Below are 20,955 nucleotides of genomic sequence, written 5' to 3' on the forward strand. Positions count from 1 at the left end.
AATTCATCCATTTTTACAATAACGATCGACCACAAAGGAAATTAAACAAACTGACGCCGGTTCAGTACCGACGCCAGCTTGCAGCTTAGGTGTTTTTTTAACTGTCTACTAAATAGGGTCTTGACCAATGATAGTTCGGGCGCTTTTTTTGTCGCTGTTATTAAGATTGTTCTACAAGTCGTTTTTGCCCGCGGCTTTTCATTCGACCGATCAAAAGGACTCCAACGACTACCGCAACGATGAACAGCCATTTCACCCATGGATAAGTAGTGAAGAATGGGACCAGGAACTTCTCGGTTGTTACCATGCTCGCAGCTGTATAGGCAAGAACAGCAGAACCGATATAAATCACTATTGGATAACGTTCCATCACTTTCAAAATCAATGTGCTTCCCCATACCATGATCGGAACACTGATGATGAGTCCGATGACAACTAACAGGAAGTCACCGTGTGCAGCACCAGCTACTGCAATTACGTTATCCAGTCCCATTACCGTATCGGCAACGATAATCGTCCAAATGGCAGCTCCAAGGCTTCCGCTAGCTTTCATGGTGTCGTGACCCTCATCCTGTACCAGCAATTTGAGGGAAATCCAGATCAGAATCAATCCACCAACCAAGAGCAGACCAGGTATTTTCAACAACCAGACAACGGCCAGGGTTGCCAAAGCACGTATGACGATCGCTCCAACGGTTCCTAAAATGATGGCCTTTTTTTGTTGGTGGGCAGGCAAGTTGCGTGCTGCCATCCCGATGACAATTGCGTTGTCACCGGCCAACACTAAATCAATTACGATGATGGCAAGTAGTGCTGACCAAAACTCAGGGGTTAACAACAGTTCCATTTCTTTTCCTCCTCCTCGTCCTTTGGAAGTGAATAATCCACTGGCCGTTTTCTTCATACCGCCTACTTTAGTTTGTCTGAAGTGGGAAAAAGAAAACGACCTTTCCCCGGACAGGCAAAGGTCGTTAGAAACCAAAAATAGACCTTTACCTGTTAGGCAAAGGTCTTGCTTACAACATTAGAAAAACATGTTGCCAACATAGCCGGGGATAAATCCCGTAATGACGACTATATTGCGTAAAAGCTACTCCCCTTTGGAGATATTCTCTTGTATTTCCATACTACTTCGATGTTTCTGATGTGTCAATAGGGTACATGATTTTTGTGTAACTGTGACAACCTATCCATTATGGAAACAGAAGGGAGGGGGGCAAAGTGGATGATCTTAGGCGTAGTCGCTTGTTTGCTGCGGCTATTTGGCTCATCATCCTGTTGGTCATCGGCAATCTCCTGTGGCTGCTCCGCCCTGTCGTAGCACAGGTCTTTCTTTTTTTAGAGGAGGTATTCGTCCCTGTTTTGGTAGGGCTCGTCATCGCTTATTTGCTGCATCCAATCGTGCAGATGCTGGAAAATCGAAGAGTTCCTCGCTTGATGGCAGTACTCCTCATTTATGGATCGTTTGTATTGGTGATTACCATTGCTGTAATCAATGCGATACCGATCTTCACGACGCAGCTGGTGGAGCTGTCCGATGACCTGCCCAGGCTGACTGACTGGTATTACAAGTGGATGAGTGAATGGGAAGCACATAAATATTTTTTGCCCGATAGCATCTCGCATGGTGTAGATCGCGTAATTATCCAATCTCAGGAGGGCATGTCACATACGGTGACGAAGCTGGTCAACAATGCCCGAAATTCATTGGGAAAGGTTCTGGCATTTGCTGTTGTTCCATTCATCGCCTTTTATTTTTTGAAAGATATGAAAGAATTGCATCAAGCGGGGATGCTCATTGTCCCTCGAGGTTATCGCAAGCAGGTTCTTGTTGTTCTTCGTGACATCAATGAATCGCTCGGAAATTACATACATGGACAAATGACGGTCGCCCTCATCGTTGGGGTGTTTGCCTACCTCGGCTATTGGTGGATCGGAATGCCGTATCCTTTTGTTTTGGCCGCATTTGTTTGCTTGACGAATATCATCCCGTACATTGGGCCTTTGATTGGGGCTGCACCTGCCGTTGTAGTCGCTTTGACGATTTCTACGAAGACCCTTTTGCTCGTGATTGCTGTTAATCTGATCATTCAAATAGTAGAAGGGAATATTTTGTCACCCAATATCGTCGGGCGATCGCTGCATCTCCATCCCTTGCTCATTATCATGGCACTTTTGGCTGGAGAAGCGATCGGTGGCATTATCGGGTTGATTATTGCAGTCCCTGTTCTTGCCGTATGCAAGGTCATTGCGACGCGAATCGCTGTCATGATGCATGAAAGTTGACAGTGATCGCCAAAAAAATTTATAATACGAACAAAGCAATAGTGGCATTGATCAATGAGGGAACGAGTAAGTTGCAGACCTTCTACAGAGAGGACGCTCCACGGTTGAGAGGGCGGCCAGAAGAAGTGCAGCTGAAGGCTACTCCTAAGACCCGGCAAAAACCGGCGGCATGGCACCGTTATTCGCCGTTAAAGCGACAGGCACGAGCGTAGATTGGTGCGCAGGGCCTGTAAGCAGGGTGGTACCGCGAGAAAAAACAGTTCTCGTCCCTGAGGGGATGGGGGCTTTTTTCATTTCTAAAAGAGGAGAATGTAGATGAAAAAGCTGACAGGTAATCAAATTCGTCAGATGTTCCTTGACTTTTTTGTGGAAAAAGGACATCGCATCGAGCCGAGTGCTCCCTTGGTTCCCATCGACGATCCATCCCTGTTGTGGATTAACAGCGGTGTTGCAACCCTCAAAAAATATTTTGATGGACGCATCATCCCGGATAACCCACGTATCACCAACTCCCAAAAATCAATTCGCACCAACGATATCGAAAACGTAGGGCGGACTGCTCGTCACCATACGTTCTTCGAAATGCTCGGTAATTTCTCTATTGGGGAGTACTTCAAAGAAGAGGCAATTGAGTGGGCATGGGAATTTTTGACCAGTCCAAAATGGATCGGCTTTGATCCTGAACTTCTTTCCGTTACGATTCACCCAGAGGACGAAGAGGCATTTGAGCTATGGAGCAAAAAAATCGGTGTTCCTGAAAAGCGCATTATTCGTTTGGAAGGAAACTTCTGGGATATCGGTGAAGGCCCAAGCGGTCCAAACACGGAAATCTTCTACGATCGCGGCGAGTCCTTCGGCAACGATCCGAATGATCCTGAGCTGTATCCAGGCGGCGAGAATGAACGTTATTTGGAAGTGTGGAACCTGGTATTCTCCCAGTTTAACCACAATCCAGACGGAACGTACACGCCACTGCCGAAGAAGAACATTGATACCGGAATGGGTCTGGAGCGTATGGCTTCGGTCATTCAAGGTGTGGACAACAACTTCGAAACCGATTTGCTGTTCCCTCTGATTGAGAAAACAACTGAGATTTCTGGCGTGAAATACAAAGAAAGCGCTGAAATGGACGTAGCGCTGAAAGTCATTGCTGACCATGCTCGTACCGTTGTATTTGCCATTGGTGATGGTGCGCTACCTTCCAACGAAGGCCGCGGCTATGTCATCCGCCGCTTGCTTCGTCGCGCTGTTCGCATGGGTAAAAAGCTGGGCGTGGAAAAACCATTCCTGTACAGCTTGACCGAAACTGTGGGAACCATGATGGGCGAGTTCTATCCAGAGGTTGTTTCGAAACGCGTATTTATTGAAAAAGTAATCCGTGCCGAGGAAGAGCGCTTCCATGAAACACTGAACGATGGACTGGCGATTCTGGCTGAAATGGTGAAGGCAGCCAAGGCAAAAGGTGAAACACAGCTGTCCGGCCAAGATGTCTTCAAAATGTATGACACCTATGGATTCCCTGTAGATTTGACAGAAGACTTTGCCGCTGAGCAAGGACTGTCCGTTGACCGCGATGGCTTCGATCAGGCGATGGAGGAACAGCGCGAGCGTGCCCGTGCAGCTCGTCAAGATGTGGACAGCATGCAAATCCAGGGCGGTCCATTATCCGATTTGACGGTTACGAGCCAATTTGTTGGTTATAATGAATTGGTAGCAACAGGAAAAGTAGAAGCTATCATTTTGGACAACCAGCTGACGGATGAAGCACAGGAAGGTCAAACCGTTCAAGTGATCCTGGATCAAACGCCTTTCTATGCAGAGAGCGGGGGACAGATCAATGACGAGGGTTATCTGATCTCTGACTCTGTCAAAGCTCGCGTGTTGGACGTGCAAAAAGGACCTATGGGTCAAAACGTACATTCCGTACTCGTAGAAGCAGGTACACTTCTCAAAGGTGAGGAAGTACGCGCAGAAGTAAATCGCGAGTCCCGCCTCGCAATCACGAAAAACCATACAGCTACACATCTTTTGCATCAGGCGTTGAAGGATGTCCTGGGAACACACGTGAATCAGGCAGGTTCCTTGGTATCTCCAGAGCGACTGCGCTTTGACTTCACACACATTAGTGCGATTACACCAGAAGAGCTGGAGCAAATCGAAGCGATTGTGAATGAAAAAGTGTGGGAGAACCTGACTGTCGATATCTCCAACAAGGCATTGGCTGAAGCAAAAGCGATGGGTGCGATGGCCTTGTTCGGTGAAAAATACGGCGATGTTGTGCGTGTTGTAAAAGTTGGCGATTATAGCCTGGAGCTTTGTGGTGGCTGCCATGTCAGCAACACAGCTGAGATCGGTTTGTTCAAGCTAGTTAGCGAAAGCGGTATCGGTGCAGGTACTCGTCGTATCGAAGCTGTAACCGGAAAAGGTGCTTACCAATTCCTGAACCAACAATTCTCTACACTCAAAGAAGTAGCGCAAGCGCTCAAAGCACCTGTGCTCGCAGAAGCGCCTGCTCGTGTAGAAGGTCTGCAGCAGCAACTGAAAGATTTAGGGCGCGAAAACGAGTCCCTGCGTGCAAAGCTGGGCAATATCGAAGCAGCTTCTCTGACTGATCAACTGAAGCAGGTAGATGGCATGAATGTACTGGCAGCTCACGTTTCCGCAGTAGATATGGACAACCTGCGTGGCATGGTGGACGAGCTGAAAAACAAGCTTGGCTCCGCTGTCATCGTACTTGGAGCTGTAGACGGCGACAAGGTAAACCTGGTAGCTGGTGTAACCAAGGACCTGATGGATCAAGGAATTCATGCTGGCAAAATCATCAAAGATGTAGCAACCCGTTGCGGCGGTGGCGGCGGTGGCCGTCCTGACATGGCGCAAGCTGGTGGTAAAGACCCATCTAAGCTTCAAGAAGCTCTGGATGCGGTAGCTGATTTGGTGAAGAGTCAAGCAGTTGCAAAATAGTGATTCCTTGCGAGAAATTTGCGAGATAGACAGGAAAGAGTCGACGTAAGTCGAATACAGTTGTTAACAAGTAACCTTTTCTTAAACGTTTAAAAGGAAATCGAGGTGTTGATTGTGAGTTCGTTGGATAATACCATGAAATTCACGGTGCCCAAGGAAGCGAATGCGGCGGATGTGCAAGAGACGTTGACAGAGGTGTACAAGGCCCTGCAGGAAAAAGGATACAACCCGATCACCCAGATCGTAGGTTATTTGCTTTCTGGCGACCCGGCGTTTATCCCACGCCACAACAACGCACGCAGCCTGATTGGCAAATTGGAACGGGACAAAATCATAGAAGAGTTGGTGACCGTTTACTTGTCCGAGCGCAAGTAGACCTGATAACATGACACGATTCTTGGGATTGGATGTTGGTGACAAGACGATTGGAGTTGCGGTCAGTGATGAGCTGGGGTGGACTGCCCAAGGGGTAGAAACCATCAAGCGGCAATCCAAGGAAAAAGATCTTGCTCGCTTAAACGAATTAATTGCCCAGTACGGCGTGGGTGGATTTGTAGTAGGCTTGCCGAAAAACATGAATGGCACAATCGGTCCGAGGGCTGAAATGTGCCAGGCATTCGGCAAGTTTTTGGAGGAACGCACATCTCTTCCTGTCCACATGTGGGACGAACGTTTGACGACCATGGCAGCCCAGCGGATGTTGATCTCCGCGGATGTCAGTCGTCAAAAAAGAAAGACGGTAATAGACAAAATGGCGGCCACTTTAATCCTGCAGGGATATTTGGACGCGAAATCGAGGTGACCCATACGTGAGTGAAGAGATGACCACAGAATTTGAAGTGGGCGATGTGATTGCCCTTACAGAAGAAGGTACAGAAGATCCGCGCGACTTCCGAATCATGTACATTTTTGATATTGAAGATCGCAGCTATTTGGTACTGGTGCCAGTAGACCAGGAAGAAGAAGAGGAGTACGAGGTACACTTCCTGCGCTATGATGGTACAGATATGCTGGCACCGATCGAGGACGATGAAGAGTGGGAGCAAGTAGAGGCCACTTTTGAAACGTTGATCGCTGACCTGGAAAAAGACGGTATTTAATAAGCTCAGGCTGTAAAAGAGGACTTTCGGACGGAAGGTCCTCTTTTTTCGTTCCAGGCTGGAAAAAAACGCTAGGATTCGCTTGGATTCGGCAGAATATCCTATACGGTGACAGCAAGAGACAGCTCTAGTATAATAAATGGGATGGAGAGAAGAGACCCTAAAGGGAGGATTTCTAGCTTGAAACCAAAGTCACAGTTGCCTGAATTCGAGGCGGTACGACCAGTTGTAAGACGGCGCAGAAGAGGCGGACGAGTCCTGTTGTGGATCATTGCCTTGTTCCTCTTGATCATCCTGGCTGCGGGGGGAGCAGCATGGTATGTCTATCAGCAATTACAACCGGTAGCGGGTAGTCCGACTACGAAAAACGTTACAATCCCGTCAGGCTCATCAGTGCGGGAAATTGGTCGATTATTAGAAGAACAAGCCCTTATACGAAATGCCGACATGTTCAACTACTATGTGAAGTATAAAGGAGTTGCCCCACAGCTGAAGGCAGGCGAGTACCAGTTTACGACGGGACAAACCATAGACGACTTGCTTGAAGCCATGACTGAAGGGAAAACGGTCATTAACTCAGAGCGTTTTACTATCCCGGAAGGCTGGAATGTGGAGCAGATTGCCGATCATCTAGCAAAAGAAGGAATTGTAGAAAAAGAAGCATTTCTGAAAGAAGTAAATGAAGGCGAGTTTCCGGAATTTCCTTTTGTAGCTGCGATTCCAAAATCAGCAGAGCGGAAAAACCGACTAGAGGGATATTTGTTCCCGGAAACGTACGAGGTCAAAAAAGATGCTACGGCTCATGAAGTCGTTTCACGTATGCTGGCTCAATTCCAAAAGGAATGGAAGCCTGAGTGGGACGAGCAATTGAAAAAGCACAATTTGACACAGGATCAAGCCATCAATCTGGCATCAATCGTAGAACGGGAAGTCACAGTAGATAAGGAGCGTCCAACCGTCGCAGGCGTTTATTTCAATCGAATTCGGGATAAATGGCCGCTTCAGGCAGATGCTACCGTCCAATTTATTTTGGGCAAGCAGCGGGATCGGTTGACCTATGATGACTTGAAAGTAAAGAGTCCGTATAATACGTACACCAATCCGGGGCTGCCACCTGGACCGATCGCGAGCCCAGGGAGATTATCCATCGAGGCAGTTGTGAATCCAGAGCAGCATGACTACTTTTTCTACGTAACGAAAAAAGATGGAACGTCAGAACATTACTTTTCGAAAACATTGCAGGAGCATAATGCGAATAACGCAAAAAGCAGGGGAAACTAACCAGGTTTCCTCTGTTTTTTTGCATGAGGTATGCTATAATTATTCGGTTGTAAAGTAGAGGAGTGAAGGCATGATTACCAATCCGGCGATAGATGATTACGTGTCCGGCCTGGTTCCCGAACGTTCCCCGCTGTTGATGCGTTTGGAGAAGGAGGCTGCTGAGGAAAACATACCCATCGTTCAGCTCGCGTCTGCTCAAGTGATGCGGATGCTGCTGTTGCTTCATCGCCCGAAGTCGATTCTCGAAGTGGGAACTGCAATCGGTTATTCCACCATTTGGCTTGCGGAGGCTGCTCCTGAGGCGCAGATCGTAACCATGGATATAGACGAAGACAGACTTGCTCGTGCACGCGCAAATATCGAAGAGGCAGGCTGCGTTAGCCGCGTCGAAATATTATCGAGAGATGCGACGCTGGGGCTTCCGGATACGTATCAATTTGACTGTCTGTTTATTGACGCGGCCAAAGGACAGTATCGCACGTTTCTCGATCAATATTTGCCGCTTTTGCGAGACGGTGGACTGGTGATTAGCGACAATATTTTATTCCGCGGTTTGGTAGCGACTCCTGATGAAGCAGGAAAGCGCCAGCGTCCGATGGTAGACAAGCTGCTTGCTTTTAATACACACTTGAAAGAACGACCTGATCTGGAGACGACGTTTATTCCGGTAGGGGACGGCCTTGCTGTCAGCCTCAAGAAAAGTGTTTCCGGTGCGTAATAACAGCTTTGATGATTGCATGAAGGGAGAAATGAAGCATGGGTAACCCCGTACTGATAGGGGTAGCAGGAGGCAGTGGATCAGGTAAGACCACTGTAGCAAAGGAGCTTTTTCGCCAGTTCCAAAATGATAGCGTCACCATGATTGAACAGGACTCTTATTATAAAGATCAAAGTCACCTCAGTGCCGATGAGCGCGCACTCACGAACTACGATCATCCGTTTGCTTTTGATAACGACTTGCTGCTTGCTCATTTGCAGGAGCTCCTGGCAGGAAGAGCGATTGAAAAGCCGATCTATGATTTTAAGCTGCACAATCGCAAGGAAGAAAAAGTGAAGGTTGACCCAAAAGATGTCATCATTTTAGAGGGCATGCTCATTCTAGAAGATACCCGGATTCGCGATTTGATGGATATTAAAGTATTTGTCGATACTGATGCTGACGTGCGAATTATCCGCCGTATCGCCCGTGATATTGAAGAGCGCGGCCGCTCACTCGATTCCGTCGTCAATCAGTATCTGAATGTAGTACGTCCCATGCATTTGCAGTTCATCGAGCCGACGAAGCGTTATGCTGACGTCATTATTCCTGAAGGTGGCTACAACCGGGTTGCACTTGATCTTTTATCCACGAAAATTAGTAACATTTTATTGGAAAAACAGCAGCCCGCTCATTCATAAACGAAGCAAACACGCCAGCAGCTAGGCGTGTTTTTTGTTTGTGTCCCGTTTCCCTCCTTTGTATTCAGGCAATACTGGGAGGTGGGGAGGTGACCGTAATGCAGCTGGAAAAGCGGATAAAAAGACGGCATTTTTTGGTGCTGCTAGCCATGACCTTCGTATGGCTGGGCTTGATTACAAGATTGTGGTGGATTCAAATTGGATCGCCTCATCGCTTTTCTCGCCGAGGAATTGATTTGGTCAAAAACGCGGTGAAACAAAGGCAACAAAGTATTGTCCTGCATAGTGGACGTGGCGATATTGTAGATCGAAATGGATACGCCTTTACTGGTGAGGAGCACTTGGCATTGATCTTATTCCCACTTGCACGTGGGAGTCTAGAAGGAACAGACGGTCTGGCACGCTTGTCGGAAATCGTTGGAGAGTCAGAAGATAGACTGGCTGCGATCATGGAAAAAGCAAAAGCCCCACTCCTGCTGCGTAAGGAATCAGGGAGGCTGCTGGTCCTGACCGAGCGACAAACCGAAAATATTAATGCACTTGCCATTCCGGGAATTGTCGCATTGGCTGTAACGGAGCGCTATCGGACAGATGAGGTCGCCAAGCATGTGATTGGCTTCATACATAAAAATCCAGCTATGGTACAATCGCTTTATCCCGAAGAAGTGAAAAGTGGCAAGATGAATGCGGAGAGTACGCTTGGGGCGACTGGCCTGGAGCGTAGCTTTGACCGCTTTTTACAAGGAGTGGAGCCGTCTGTTTTGTCCTATTATGTGGATGGACAAGGGAAGCCACTTCGCGGACTGGATATTCGATATACGAAGCAGTCCAATGACTATTATCCGTTGTCACTCACAACCACGCTGGATGTGGAAATCCAGAGGAAAATGGAGCGAGTGGCTGATCGGGTTGGCCTTCGTGAAGGAAGTATTGTTGTCCTGGACGCAAAGAATGGCGATATTCTCTCAAGCGTCAGTCGTCCAAGCTATGACCAAACGAAGGTAACAAATAATGGAAATGAATGGAAAAATCGGGTCGTCAAGCAAATTCCACCTGGCTCCATTTTTAAAACGGTCGTAGCAGCTGCAGCTCTGGCAGAGGGTGTCGTATCACCAACAGATCGCTTCACGTGTACAGGTGATTACGGCAAATATCATTTTTCCTGCTGGAATAAAGAGGGACATGGCAGTGTGACAATGGAGGAAGCCTATGCTCACTCCTGCAATATTGCATTTGCTGAAATAGCCAAGCGGGTAGGCGGAGAAAAACTGGAGGAGTATGCTCGAAAATTGGGCTTGTCTGAACCAGTAGGGCATATGACTGCACATTTGTTCAAGCTGGATGGCTTCAAGCAGCTGGATGGTGAGGAGCGAGGGAATGTGTTTGCCGAGGGAGTATCCCGCCGTGATGAAGGAGTGCTGATCCAGACTGCCATCGGCCAACGGGATGTGAGAGTAACTCCACTGCAGGCGGCTAATATGATGGTGACCATTTTGAGTGGCTCTACGCCTAATCAAGTACGGCTCGTCAGTGAGATTGCATATCGAAATGGGCAGACGTTTTACCGTTTTCCACCGCAAAAGCTGTCGGCACCAGGAATTGATTACGTAACTGCCAGTAAACTGCGGAAAATGATGCGCAAAGTTGTCACAGAGGGGACGGGTCAGACTCTAAAGGATGCAGCATGGGAAGTTGCCGGAAAGAGTGGAACTGCTCAGTTGGGCGGCGAGAATCAATCCAAAAACCATTTATGGTTTGTAGGATATACTCCTGTAGAGGATCCCCGCTATGCAATTTGCGTCGTCTCCGAAAATCAGCCCAGCCGGGGAAAAAACCAGGCTATGGAGCTTTTTCGCCTCGCTGTCGATGAGCTTTCCGATCAAACAGCTCAATCTTCCCGACCTCTCTCAGGGTATTCCCAAGAATAAACCCTCTGGCCTGGATCTGGTTCTGCTTGCCGAGACCCACGATCAGCATCAAAGGCGAGGAGGACATATACATGGATTGGGTAGCCTTCGTCCAAATCGTCCGTTTATCTCCCTTGCTGGGGGAAAGGCGTTTGATCGTATGACTGTGCCAATCGCCGATATATTGCCATTGGCGACTTTTGCTTAATTTTCGAACCAGCTTGCGCAAATGACTGTCGTCAAAAAAGATCGAATGGGGCTGGTGGATTGCCTTGGGACCAGGCTCACTTGCATACGTTACGACCCATTCATCTTCGCCAAGCGAATAACCCATCATCACCCCTCCTGTCTCCAGCGAGGGTTTTTTTCTTACCGCCTGTTCAATCTGCTTCCACGCTTTGGGAGTGATGTATAGTGTCGTCATCTCAACATATGTCCCTCCTTAAAAATCACCACGAGCATTCGCCCTACATCATATGTAGCCTGATAAGGGAAGGTCCCGCGATATAAGAAAGTTAGGAACTATATAAAAAACATTGTAACTCTGACCCTTTCTTTCTATAATTTAGAAAATGACTAGATTGGAAGGTTGATTTTAATGCCTCAGGCACCTGTTGACTTCTCATTGATCGGTCGTGTACTTGCGGAAGATGTTTTTGCAGATACAGGAATTTTGCTACTCGGTAAAAATACGACGATTGCAGCTGCGCATGTCCCGATCCTGCTCAAGCAACGAATACGAGAAGTATATGTCGTCCAGGTCCTGTCTGAAGGAACTGGAGAGCTCATTTCAAACCAGCTGTCTCAATTGGAAGCAGACGAAGAAATCGTAGCTGCATATGTGAAAGCCTTGGACAAAACGAGAGAGCTTTTTGACAAAATCAGTCATGACGGAGCACCTCAGCTCGAGGAATTTTCAGATCTCTTTTTTGAAATGGCAGAACAATCGACTAAAAATTTAGGCTTTTTCCGTTCGTTATATGTACTGGAGGGGGCTGACAGCTATACATATCGCCATTCCCTGAACGTAGGCATCCTCTGTTCGCTAATCGCTCGCTTGTTGAAATGGGATGAAGAGCGAGTCGCATTTATGGGGACCGCTGGCTTTTTACATGATGTTGGTAAAATGCGGGTTCCAAAAGAAATATTGTTAAAGCCTGGGAAACTGACAAATGAAGAATTTACGATTATGAAAAAACATACCGAATATGGTTACGAGATGATAAAAAGTATGGATGGAAGCTCGGAGCTGCTGGCCTTGTGTGCACTATTGCATCATGAAAGGCTGGATGGGACAGGCTACCCAGAACAGCGAAAGGGAGAAGAGATTCCAAAAGAGTGTCAAGTACTTGCGGTAGCGGATATGTTTGATGCCATTTGCTCGGATCGCGTCTACAAGGGAAGAACATCACCTTTTGAAGCGGCACAGCTGTTGTGGAAGGAAGCGTGTGATGGAGCGTTGGATATTGAGATCGTCGCTCAGTTTGTTCGTTACATTGCCTTATTGTACATCGGTGCAAAAGCGCGATTGAACAACGGCGAGGAAGTCGAAGTCATATTGATTCACTCAGATGAGCCGATGAGACCGCTGGTGCGTCGGAGTGAGGAATTTGTAGATTTACGTTTTGAACGAATGTTGACGATAGAGAAAATGATTGGCTAATGCTGTGAAAAAAGTGACTAAAACCGCTCTTATTTTTGAGAGCGGTTTCATTTTTAAGGATCTGTGAACGATCTCTCAGATGGCTCGACCCTTTTAGCTGATTATGACAAAATAAGTAGGTGCACCCTAACAGAGGATGAAAAAGGGGCGTATCTATCGTTTTTTTACATCATGATACGCAGCGACTAGGAGGAGTAGCATGATCATACGAAAAGCAGATCCGACGGATGCAGCATTTGCAGCACCTCTGATTTATGAGGCGATCGGAGATATCGCAAATATGCTGACTGGTGCAAAGGAAGCTGACGAAGCCATACGCATGATGGGCGAATTTTTTGCCCAGAAAAATAATCGATTGAGCTACGAAAATGCGCTGATTGCCATGGACGAAGGTGTGCCACTGGGCTTAGCGCTGTTTTATCATGGCAGTCAAACTGAGGCGATGGATCAGCCGTTCGTCGATCATGTACAGCGACTGACAGGGAAAGCTCCGCGCATTGTAAAAGAGGCCAAAGACGATGAGTTTTATTTGGATACAGTCGTGGTGAGCGATGCATGTAGAGGCAAAGGCATCGGGAAAAAGCTGCTGGAGGCTTTCGAAAAAGAAGGAGAGCGTCGAGGGCACGAGCGAGTAGCATTGCTGGTCGATGAAGAAAATGGCCGCGCACGTCAGCTCTATGAATCCATTGGCTATCGTCAGGATGGTACGATCATGTTGAACGGTCATTTGTTCAGCCATATGGTTAAAGAATTAACGGTTCTTGTGTAAAGAAAAACGTTTCCAAGGAATGGCGCTATCTGCTGCCCCTTGGAGACGTTTTTTGGTTTGATTTGGAGTAGATATTGTAAACAATATGGATAAATTTGGTGCTTTGGTCTGATAAAAAATGCACGATTTCATCCGATCATATAGAAAAAGGAACGGAAATGGGGGAAGACAGATGAGACATGTTGTCACGATTTGGGGGACGAATTTGCAAACGGAGATAGAGCTCCAGGAGTTTATAGAACCGATTTTTGACGAAAATGGAGATGTAACCCCATCTAGTTTTCATACAGCAACGGGTTTGGATTGGATTGACGAGGATTTTTTCGAGGTTCACCTGTTGGAGGAAGCGGAAGTAAGAAGTGAGTTTTGGACATATTTAAAAGAAGAGTATGCGCCTGAAGGGGAGGCTTTTTCTATGGAGCTGTCTGATGACCTGAAGGAAAGGCTGGAGGCATATCCTGCTGTCATCTTGCTGTACGGCAACGAATCCCCATATGGCAACATTAATAAACAGCTGTTTCAGCTAACGGAGAAGGGATCAGAGCAAGGCTCACCTGTCGTGCTGCTTGCTAAAGTGATTTATGAAACGGATGAACGCTAACTATATATTCCTAGTGGCAGGAATGAAGAGGTTATGCTCGAATAATTGAGAGGACTTGATCACGGAAAAGCAGGAGGGATCACATGCTCGCAGGCATTCAAAAAACGGATGAAGGGTTCACAGCTAGGTTTGACCGTCATTTGAAGCATTCCGTAGAAAGTGTGTGGGCTTATTTGACGGAAAATGAAAAGCTCGCCACATGGTTTTCCGAGCTGTCAGTAGATGACCTGCGTGAGGGCGGGAGTATCAAGTTTGACATGCAGGATGGCACCTTCGAGGAGATGATGATAACCGCTCTGGAAACATGCTCCGTGCTCGAGTATACATGGGGAGAAGACCTGGTTCACTTTGAGCTGTATCCAGAAGCAGAGGGTTGCTTGCTCGTGTTGAAAGAGTATATTACTAAGCTGACGAGCCATACACCGAGAGATCTAGCGGGCTGGCATGTTTGTCTAGATGTCATCGCAGCACTATTGGACGAGAGGGAAATTCCCTCACGCCAGGAAGAATGGAAAAAATGGTATGAGCAATACGTAAAAGCTGTTGAAACAATTGCGTAAAAAAGCTGTTGATTCCGATGTATGACAAAAGAAGCGCTCCAAGCCTCTGAACGATGTGTTATGGCTTGGGGCGCTTTGTCTCTTTTTCCAATGCTTCAATCCGTTTTTCCAGCTCCTCAATGTGGCTTTGTTTACTTTTTGATCTGCTTCGAACGATGCCGATACAACCGAGAACGAGTAGAACAGGGAACAAAATAAAGATCAACAGCTGCATAATCAGCGTGTGCCATTCGATCGAAACGGCTCCAAAATCGAGCATAGGCTCTCCTTCCTTTCTGTTTATGTTGACCGCTTTTTACTCACTTCCTGTTTGTCAGCTTCTTTGTCTTTGTGAGAGAAAATTCCATAGGCGATACGGACTACGACGCCAAAGGTCAATCCTGTTCCGGCGAAAATGTAAAATATCGTAAAGATCTTTCCCATGTTCGTACTGGGAACAAAGCCTGAACCTCCAACGGTTGTAAGTGTTGTGACACTGAAATAGAGAGCATCGAGAATCGAAAGACCCTCTTCAGAATGATAAAAAATGGTGCCCGACAGCAAGAGGAACAAGGTGATGAGGAAGATCGCTTGAAATTTCTTGTCCTTGAAGGCATGCCAAAGCCCTTGGGCCAATCGTCTAATCGTTAACAGAAGAGAAATCATATTCCGCGCCCCAATCAGAGGTAGTGGTTGCTTTTTGCAGGTAACTGTTGGTATTTGGGAATAGTATGGGCTGGCACAAAGGATTTCATGAGAAAACGCGTGAAACAGCTTATTCCTTTACATATCGAGATCGCCTGCCCTGATGGACTCCCAGTAGCGATCTATTTTCCACGTATCTCCGTCTTGCACGATGGTTACTTGAGCAGGAAGTTCACTGGTGACCACTTTTTTTCTATCGCTGGAAGCGATTTCGACAACTAAGGTGTAATCGATGCTATACGATGCTTTTGTTTCATCAGCGACGAGCTCCTTGATACGAATTTCTTTGATTTGAATTTTATGATTCAGCTTTGCAGATGCGACGATGTAATAGCCATCTCTGTTCCGAAAGAAGCTGTTTTGAAAAGCCCTTTCTGTCAAATACGGCTTGACCCTCTCTTCTATGAGCGGATATAAATCGTCTTTATTTTCAATAGCCAGGTCTTCTTGGGTAAGTTCGAATCGGGCTTTTTGGTAAGCCGTAATAATCTCCACTGCCTTGTCTTCTGCGGAAACGGAGCTGCAGCCAATAAGAAAGAAGAGTCCTCCCACGAGAAATAGAAACAATCCACGCATGGGTAGTGCCTCCTTTACTTTTCATTTTTTCGGAATCGTTAATTGCTTATTAATGTGATCGGAGGATTGGAGTCAGGCACCTTAAAAAAGACATGTTGGTTCGACCAAGTTTGAGAGGTGATTACAACCTTTTCGCTCCCCTGTTCAAAAAAGTAGCCAGCCCCTTCTTGCTGTACAAACGACCAGCCGTCCTTTTTCATCGCAGATAGAAGACTATCAATCTCTCTTCCTTGATCAGCTTTTGCCCCATACCATGTATATCCATCCTCCACTGTGAGCTTTGTTAGTGGAGTGGGAGAATCCTTAATTAAAGAGATAACAGATTGCTTGGAAAGAGACTGAAAGGGAAGCTTGCCATAGAGAAAAAAAGGGGGATCATTCACCATCATGATTCCACCAAAGACAACAAGGACAAGGGCAAGGGCGGATACCACGAGCTTTTTCATCATAAATGTTCTCCTGTTATTATTATGCGATATCCAAATCTTACCATAATATAGCGCCGAAGGACACGATTATGTTTATATTTATCAAAAGGATGGAGAGGATGACTTGGTGGAAACAGCCTGCATATCATGATCGTGGCATCGGCTCCTGTCTGGGCAAGCTTTGCATTTCGATGTTTTTCAGGCGTACATGCACGCGTAGGCATCTGCCCACATAAGCATAGGAGTAAGCTAATCCAGACGTGGAGGTGGCAGCCATGTCCAGCATCCTTGCAGCGCTTTCGCTGGTATTTAAAGAGCTTCTGATGTTTGTGGCTTATGTCAAAAACAACGCATTTCCGCAACCTCTTCCCGACACGGAAGAAGAAAAGTTCCTCAGACTTATGGCAAAAGGCGATCCGTATGCGCGCAACAAGCTGATCGAGCATAATTTGCGGCTGGTCGCCCATATCGTAAAGAAATTTGAAAACACGGGTGAGGACAGCGAAGATTTGATTTCCATCGGTACGATTGGCCTGATCAAGGCAATCGAGAGCTACCAGGTGGAGAAGGGGACGAAGCTGGCTACGTATGCGGCTCGTTGTATTGAGAATGAAATCCTCATGCACCTTCGCAGTCTGAAAAAAACCAAGAAGGACGTTTCCTTGCACGACCCGATCGGGACAGATAAAGAGGGGAATGAAATCACCCTAATCGACGTCTTGGGAACGGAAACAGATGAAGTCGTGGACGCTGTGCAGCTGAAGTTGGAGTCCAACAAAATTTATCAGCACATCCACATTCTCGATGATCGGGAAAAAGAGGTTATTATCGGCAGGTTTGGTCTGGATCAGGACAAAGAAAAAACACAGCGGGAAATTGCAAGAGAGCTTGGCATCTCCCGTTCGTACGTATCCCGCATCGAAAAGCGTGCACTTATGAAGCTGTTTAACGAGTTTTACCGGACAAAGCAAGCTCAGAACAGATAAGGCGGAATCCAAACGTAATCCCGAGTACCTAGCGTCCGGTACTCGGGATACACTGGGAACGGTAGTTCCTTTTCTACTGGAACAGTTTAGAGTTAGAGAAAGTGAGGTACTTGAATGGATCGTCTTTCTGTACGTTTCCAATAAATGTACTCTTCAGATATGTACACCGAGTATCTCAAGTTCCATTTGTCTTGATTTTCTGGCATTTATTTGACCTATACGTTTTATTGATTCTGGATAAGTCGGTATAGATTCCAAAGGTTTTTTGGAGTCGTCATTAGCTTATGCCTTTGCTTTGAATAACGTCGCTGGATTAACAAAACTTCTCATATAGATAACTATCGACCATAATATCACGAATGTGTTTACGTAATGCATGTAAGACAATCATTTACAATAGTTTACACTTAAGTAATTTCAAGTAATTATACATGATCAAATGCTAAAATGGAGACAAACAAATTTGAACTATACCACTCGGTTTCCCGAGTGGCTTTTCTGCTGCTTAACACTTCTAAAAGGAGGATTGTTTTGAGTAGTAAGTATTTATACATGCAAAGACAATATTTCATGTTCTAGATGTATAAAATGAAATACGCGCGGTGTATCTCCGATCTGGTCCGTATCGCTTTTCCTTTTGTCGTGTATTCCAACAAATATTTTTTATTGAAACCGGTTGTTTCTTACACATCTTGATTCTCCTTACCTTTATGAAGTCAAAAACATATGAAGATAAGGAGAGTGTATATGAGTAAGAAATACATGGTTACTTTCAGAGATAATGTCCAAGGCCTGACTGAAAAACAGTGTAATCATCTTCATGAAGACTGCAAGTCGCATCTACTAGATTGCGGTGCAACAATTGCCCATGATCTAGACCAGTTCCCTCGTCATTTTATTATTGATGATGTTTGTGAATTGACACTTAAAAAGCTGAAAGAAGACCAGCGTATCTTGGCAATTGAAGAAAAGCCTGTGTTTGGACTTACTAATACAACCGAATTGGTTCAAAAATCTACTACACTGGTAGGTCAGCAGGTTCCATGGTCACACATTAATATGGGAATCGAGGAGTTTCATAAGCGTGGCTACACCGGTAAAGGGGTAAAAGTTGGCTTTATTGATACGGGGTGTGCACCGCATGAGGATCTGGTCTATGCAGGTCGGTACAATGCGTACCCCTCTACATCTATTGACCGTGACATGAACGGACATGGAACGAGCGTGGCAGGTATCATTGGGGCAAAAAACAACGGAAAAGGTTATGTAGGAGTTGCACCAGATTGCCTATTGTATGGTGTAAAAGCTGCTCCTGATAGTCAATCCGCAGGAATTGAACCGATTGAAGTAGGTTTTAACTGGCTTGTTACTCAAGGGGTAAAGATTATCAACATGAGTTTCGGGGGATATAGTTATGGAGGCACCACTTTCTATGACACATTATTTGATGAACTATACAATCGAAAAGGTGTTCTTCTGGTAGCTAGTGCCGGAAACACAGGTACACTAAACCTTGAAAATGACGCAAATTACTTGCCTGGTGGACACCCATTTTGTATTGGTGTCACTTGTTTAAAGAACAATAACGAACCTGCTGAATACTCCACACGTTCCTTGAACAACGACATTTCTGCGTCAGGTCATGAAGTTATGACCACAGCGCGTAGTATTGCAAATCTTAATGGAACCGACCTAACAACACCTAGTACAGATTATAGAAGTTTTAGTGGAACATCATGTTCTGCACCTCATATCGCAGGATTAGCTGCACTCTATTGGGAGTTGTACCCACTCAAGACTAATAAGGAAATCCGGGCTTTGATTGAGCAGAATGTTATCAAGCTCGGAACAGGCGTTCATAATCGGGTCTTCGGGAATGGATTAGCTCGCTCTCCTTGGACGGTTGATTCAGACTATAAGGGAAAAACATCGATAAATTCTCACGAGCTTGGGACATCACTCTCATTGAACATCGTTAAAGGGCGTGTCCAACACGTTTCGTTTAAGCCGCCACAGGATGGTGAATATGAAATCACAATTAGCAATGCGTTTTGGACATATCTACGAGTTTATGATCAAAATTACAAGCTAGTTGCAAGTACGGCAGATTACGGACTAGGAAGTGACAGGTCAAACATTTTAATTCGGGAAGGTTTATTTGCGAATAATCGGTATACAATAGCGGTGTCTGGAACTGACGCGAGTAATGAAGGTACAGTCGTTCTTACTGCGACACGGATAGGAGCGATTCCCTCGACTGGAAAAAGTTACGCGCGAGCCATACCTATCACTTCACAACTAACTGATAGATTAAATAGCTTCCAACCAAGATGGTACAAGTTCACAACCCCAAGTGCTGGTGCTTATGCATTTAAGGCGTTCCAAAAAGATGGTGCCAATCTAGTATTAGATTTGTTTAACAGTAATTATTCCAGCATAGGGTTCGACGACAATTCAGGTGAAGGGCTAAACCCAATTATTTTAGCTGAGCTTCCGGCAGGTCAAACCTTTTATATTCGTGTTCGTGGAGTTTCAGATATGACTTCGGGAGATTTTGACATCACAGCGGAACGGATAGGAGATACAGTACCAAAAGGAGCAAGTTTTGCAGATGCTATTACTGTGTATGATACTTATGACAGTGTACTAGAAGCGGGTAAATCTAAGTACTTCAAATTTGTTTGCAAGTATCAAGGGAATAATCTTATTCGTACTACAAGTAAAATTGACTTAAAAATGGAGGTATACAACTCCTCATTAGTATCTATCGGGTCTGATGATGATTCTGGAGGTGATAAACAACCACAACTTCTCATTTCTTTAACCAAAGGACAGACATATTATGTTCGGATTTACGGCTACAATTCTACGGTTGCAGGTGACTTTAGACTTCACATTTGATAGTTTTTAAGAAGCCTCCATTTGATTGGGGGGCTTATGCCAGAAGTTGAGAACCTGGAGAGTAAATGAAAACTATTAGCGATATTTTGTTAGTTGTAAAATAAATCTAATTATAGTGAAATAAACTTCCCCCGCCTTGAAATGAGGTGGGGATCTTCATTTTTTACATTTAATGTAGACCTAGTTATGCTGAGTATTCGAGAAGCAATGTAATTTCAGATGAAATTGAACTGTAGAAGAACGAATTTTAATTTTTGGTGAGGTAGATTGATTGATTGTCAAGATAAACTGAATGAATATACGGGGAAACTACAGCAAGAAGAGCCTCCAAGTTATGTCCGCGGCTATCTATTAGGAGGCTTTTGCAATGGTTTTTTTAAGGGAAGATAATATCATTGACAACAAAGTTATTCAATCATTTTTACAAGTACCTGAAAATAAAGAATTATATAAGCAAGTAATTGAGTTTAATGATGAAAATTCGTTGAAAGAGCTCAATAAAATGTTTAAAGATTTTTTCCTGGAAATAAGACTACTAAAATACATTTCAACTATTATCCATAATTCGGTAATTGAGATGGACATACGGTACAGAAAAAAAGAGCAAATTCTTGTACCATATAATGAACAATTGCATGACAAGGAAACATTCGAAATAGTTAATGATTCAAGGGAACTAAATGAATTCCTTGAAGATGGAAAAATGATTGGGTGTTTAAATGTGTGTGAATGCTAATCTAATTCTTGACCACCTAGTGGTATAACGCTCATAAAAAAATTGACCACCTGAACACCTCTATCCTGTATCTTGGAGTTGTCGAGACAACAAGATATGGGAGGAAAGGAAATGC

The 20,955-nt window shown here is 45.4% G+C and carries 23 protein-coding genes; 17 read left to right on the top strand and 6 right to left on the bottom strand.

Features of this window, described 5'->3' with window-relative positions; translation table 11 throughout:
* The first annotated feature begins 5 nt into the window (after window positions 1-5).
* On the top strand, window positions 6-89 hold the full coding sequence (locus C3B52_RS34260; RefSeq protein WP_235615847.1) for an IS3 family transposase: 84 nt from the start codon (window positions 6-8) through the stop codon (window positions 87-89).
* A gap of 71 nt (window positions 90-160) precedes the next feature.
* Here the strand turns inward: C3B52_RS34260 and C3B52_RS34265 are convergent, their stop codons facing one another.
* Complete coding sequence (locus tag C3B52_RS34265; RefSeq protein ID WP_103110814.1) at window positions 161-847, bottom strand: TerC family protein; 687 nt, start codon at window positions 845-847, stop codon at window positions 161-163.
* Window positions 848-1,221: 374 nt separating this feature from the next.
* On the opposite strand from C3B52_RS34265, the gene C3B52_RS34270 reads away from it, so the two are divergent.
* The 9 genes from C3B52_RS34270 (at window position 1,222) to C3B52_RS34315 (ending at window position 10,957) form a co-directional block, all read left to right on the top strand.
* Window positions 1,222-2,286 carry an AI-2E family transporter gene (locus C3B52_RS34270; RefSeq protein ID WP_103110815.1) on the top strand — a complete coding sequence of 355 codons (1,065 nt, stop codon included), beginning with the start codon at window positions 1,222-1,224 and terminating at the stop codon, window positions 2,284-2,286.
* 315 nt (window positions 2,287-2,601) lie between these two features.
* Window positions 2,602-5,250: an alanine--tRNA ligase gene (gene alaS, locus C3B52_RS34280; protein ID WP_103110817.1), complete on the top strand. Its 2,649-nt coding sequence runs from the start codon at window positions 2,602-2,604 to the stop codon at window positions 5,248-5,250.
* Between the two features lie 114 nt (window positions 5,251-5,364).
* Entirely contained in the window at window positions 5,365-5,625 is a 261-nt protein-coding gene (locus C3B52_RS34285; RefSeq protein WP_007727936.1) for an IreB family regulatory phosphoprotein, read from the top strand.
* Window positions 5,626-5,635: 10 nt separating this feature from the next.
* Window positions 5,636-6,052, top strand: coding sequence for a Holliday junction resolvase RuvX (gene ruvX / locus C3B52_RS34290; protein ID WP_103110818.1), 417 nt, complete (start codon window positions 5,636-5,638; stop codon window positions 6,050-6,052).
* 7 nt (window positions 6,053-6,059) lie between these two features.
* Window positions 6,060-6,350 (top strand): DUF1292 domain-containing protein, encoded by a 291-nt coding sequence (locus C3B52_RS34295; protein WP_103110819.1) that lies wholly within the window; start codon window positions 6,060-6,062, stop codon window positions 6,348-6,350.
* 180 nt (window positions 6,351-6,530) lie between these two features.
* Entirely contained in the window at window positions 6,531-7,631 is a 1,101-nt protein-coding gene (mltG, locus tag C3B52_RS34300; protein WP_103110820.1) for an endolytic transglycosylase MltG, read from the top strand.
* Between the two features lie 70 nt (window positions 7,632-7,701).
* Window positions 7,702-8,349, top strand: a complete 648-nt coding sequence (locus C3B52_RS34305) for an O-methyltransferase (protein ID WP_103110821.1) — start codon at window positions 7,702-7,704, stop codon at window positions 8,347-8,349.
* 38 nt (window positions 8,350-8,387) lie between these two features.
* Entirely contained in the window at window positions 8,388-9,029 is a 642-nt protein-coding gene (gene udk, locus C3B52_RS34310; protein ID WP_103110822.1) for a uridine kinase, read from the top strand.
* Window positions 9,030-9,127: 98 nt separating this feature from the next.
* Window positions 9,128-10,957 carry a peptidoglycan D,D-transpeptidase FtsI family protein gene (locus C3B52_RS34315; RefSeq protein ID WP_103110823.1) on the top strand — a complete coding sequence of 610 codons (1,830 nt, stop codon included), beginning with the start codon at window positions 9,128-9,130 and terminating at the stop codon, window positions 10,955-10,957.
* Here the strand turns inward: C3B52_RS34315 and C3B52_RS34320 are convergent.
* Entirely contained in the window at window positions 10,869-11,360 is a 492-nt protein-coding gene (locus C3B52_RS34320; protein ID WP_103110824.1) for a Mov34/MPN/PAD-1 family protein, read from the bottom strand. The two genes, C3B52_RS34315 and C3B52_RS34320, sit on opposite strands and share 89 nt — an antisense overlap.
* Window positions 11,361-11,534: 174 nt before the next feature.
* Here C3B52_RS34320 and C3B52_RS34325 point away from each other — a divergent pair, with 174 nt between their 5' ends.
* From C3B52_RS34325 to C3B52_RS34340, 4 genes are all read left to right on the top strand, one after another.
* Complete coding sequence (locus C3B52_RS34325) at window positions 11,535-12,599, top strand: HD-GYP domain-containing protein (protein WP_103110825.1); 1,065 nt, start codon at window positions 11,535-11,537, stop codon at window positions 12,597-12,599.
* A 202-nt stretch (window positions 12,600-12,801) separates the two neighbouring features.
* Complete coding sequence (locus C3B52_RS34330) at window positions 12,802-13,368, top strand: GNAT family N-acetyltransferase (RefSeq protein ID WP_103110835.1); 567 nt, start codon at window positions 12,802-12,804, stop codon at window positions 13,366-13,368.
* A gap of 172 nt (window positions 13,369-13,540) precedes the next feature.
* Window positions 13,541-13,969, top strand: a complete 429-nt coding sequence (locus C3B52_RS34335; RefSeq protein WP_103110826.1) for an immunity 22 family protein — start codon at window positions 13,541-13,543, stop codon at window positions 13,967-13,969.
* 83 nt (window positions 13,970-14,052) lie between these two features.
* Entirely contained in the window at window positions 14,053-14,529 is a 477-nt protein-coding gene (locus C3B52_RS34340) for an SRPBCC family protein (protein WP_103110827.1), read from the top strand.
* A gap of 58 nt (window positions 14,530-14,587) precedes the next feature.
* Here C3B52_RS34340 and C3B52_RS34345 read toward each other — a convergent pair whose 3' ends face one another.
* The 4 genes from C3B52_RS34345 to C3B52_RS34360 all read right to left on the bottom strand — a co-directional run bounded on the left by C3B52_RS34345 (window position 14,588) and on the right by C3B52_RS34360 (window position 16,235).
* Complete coding sequence (locus C3B52_RS34345; RefSeq protein ID WP_103110828.1) at window positions 14,588-14,788, bottom strand: hypothetical protein; 201 nt, start codon at window positions 14,786-14,788, stop codon at window positions 14,588-14,590.
* 20 nt (window positions 14,789-14,808) lie between these two features.
* Window positions 14,809-15,174 carry a potassium channel family protein gene (locus C3B52_RS34350; RefSeq protein ID WP_103110829.1) on the bottom strand — a complete coding sequence of 122 codons (366 nt, stop codon included), beginning with the start codon at window positions 15,172-15,174 and terminating at the stop codon, window positions 14,809-14,811.
* Window positions 15,175-15,291: 117 nt separating this feature from the next.
* Window positions 15,292-15,789: a hypothetical protein gene (locus C3B52_RS34355; protein WP_103110830.1), complete on the bottom strand. Its 498-nt coding sequence runs from the start codon at window positions 15,787-15,789 to the stop codon at window positions 15,292-15,294.
* Between the two features lie 38 nt (window positions 15,790-15,827).
* A complete protein-coding gene (locus C3B52_RS34360) occupies window positions 15,828-16,235 on the bottom strand; it encodes a hypothetical protein (protein ID WP_164685061.1) in 408 nt (135 codons plus the stop codon).
* Window positions 16,236-16,492: 257 nt separating this feature from the next.
* Here C3B52_RS34360 and sigK point away from each other — a divergent pair, with 257 nt between their 5' ends.
* The 3 genes from sigK to C3B52_RS34375 all read left to right on the top strand — a co-directional run bounded on the left by sigK (window position 16,493) and on the right by C3B52_RS34375 (window position 20,840).
* The gene (gene sigK, locus C3B52_RS34365; RefSeq protein ID WP_103110832.1) at window positions 16,493-17,203 is read left to right on the top strand and encodes an RNA polymerase sporulation sigma factor SigK; all 711 of its coding nucleotides are present in this window, start codon (window positions 16,493-16,495) and stop codon (window positions 17,201-17,203) included.
* Window positions 17,204-17,950: 747 nt separating this feature from the next.
* Window positions 17,951-20,104 (top strand): S8 family peptidase, encoded by a 2,154-nt coding sequence (locus C3B52_RS34370; protein ID WP_164685062.1) that lies wholly within the window; start codon window positions 17,951-17,953, stop codon window positions 20,102-20,104.
* A 367-nt stretch (window positions 20,105-20,471) separates the two neighbouring features.
* On the top strand, window positions 20,472-20,840 hold the full coding sequence (locus C3B52_RS34375; protein ID WP_103110834.1) for a hypothetical protein: 369 nt from the start codon (window positions 20,472-20,474) through the stop codon (window positions 20,838-20,840).
* The last annotated feature ends 115 nt before the right edge of the window (window positions 20,841-20,955 follow it).

Origin of the sequence: Brevibacillus reuszeri (assembly GCF_002897295.1) — a bacterium.
In the GTDB taxonomy this organism is placed as follows: Bacteria; Bacillota; Bacilli; order Brevibacillales; family Brevibacillaceae; genus Brevibacillus; species Brevibacillus reuszeri_A.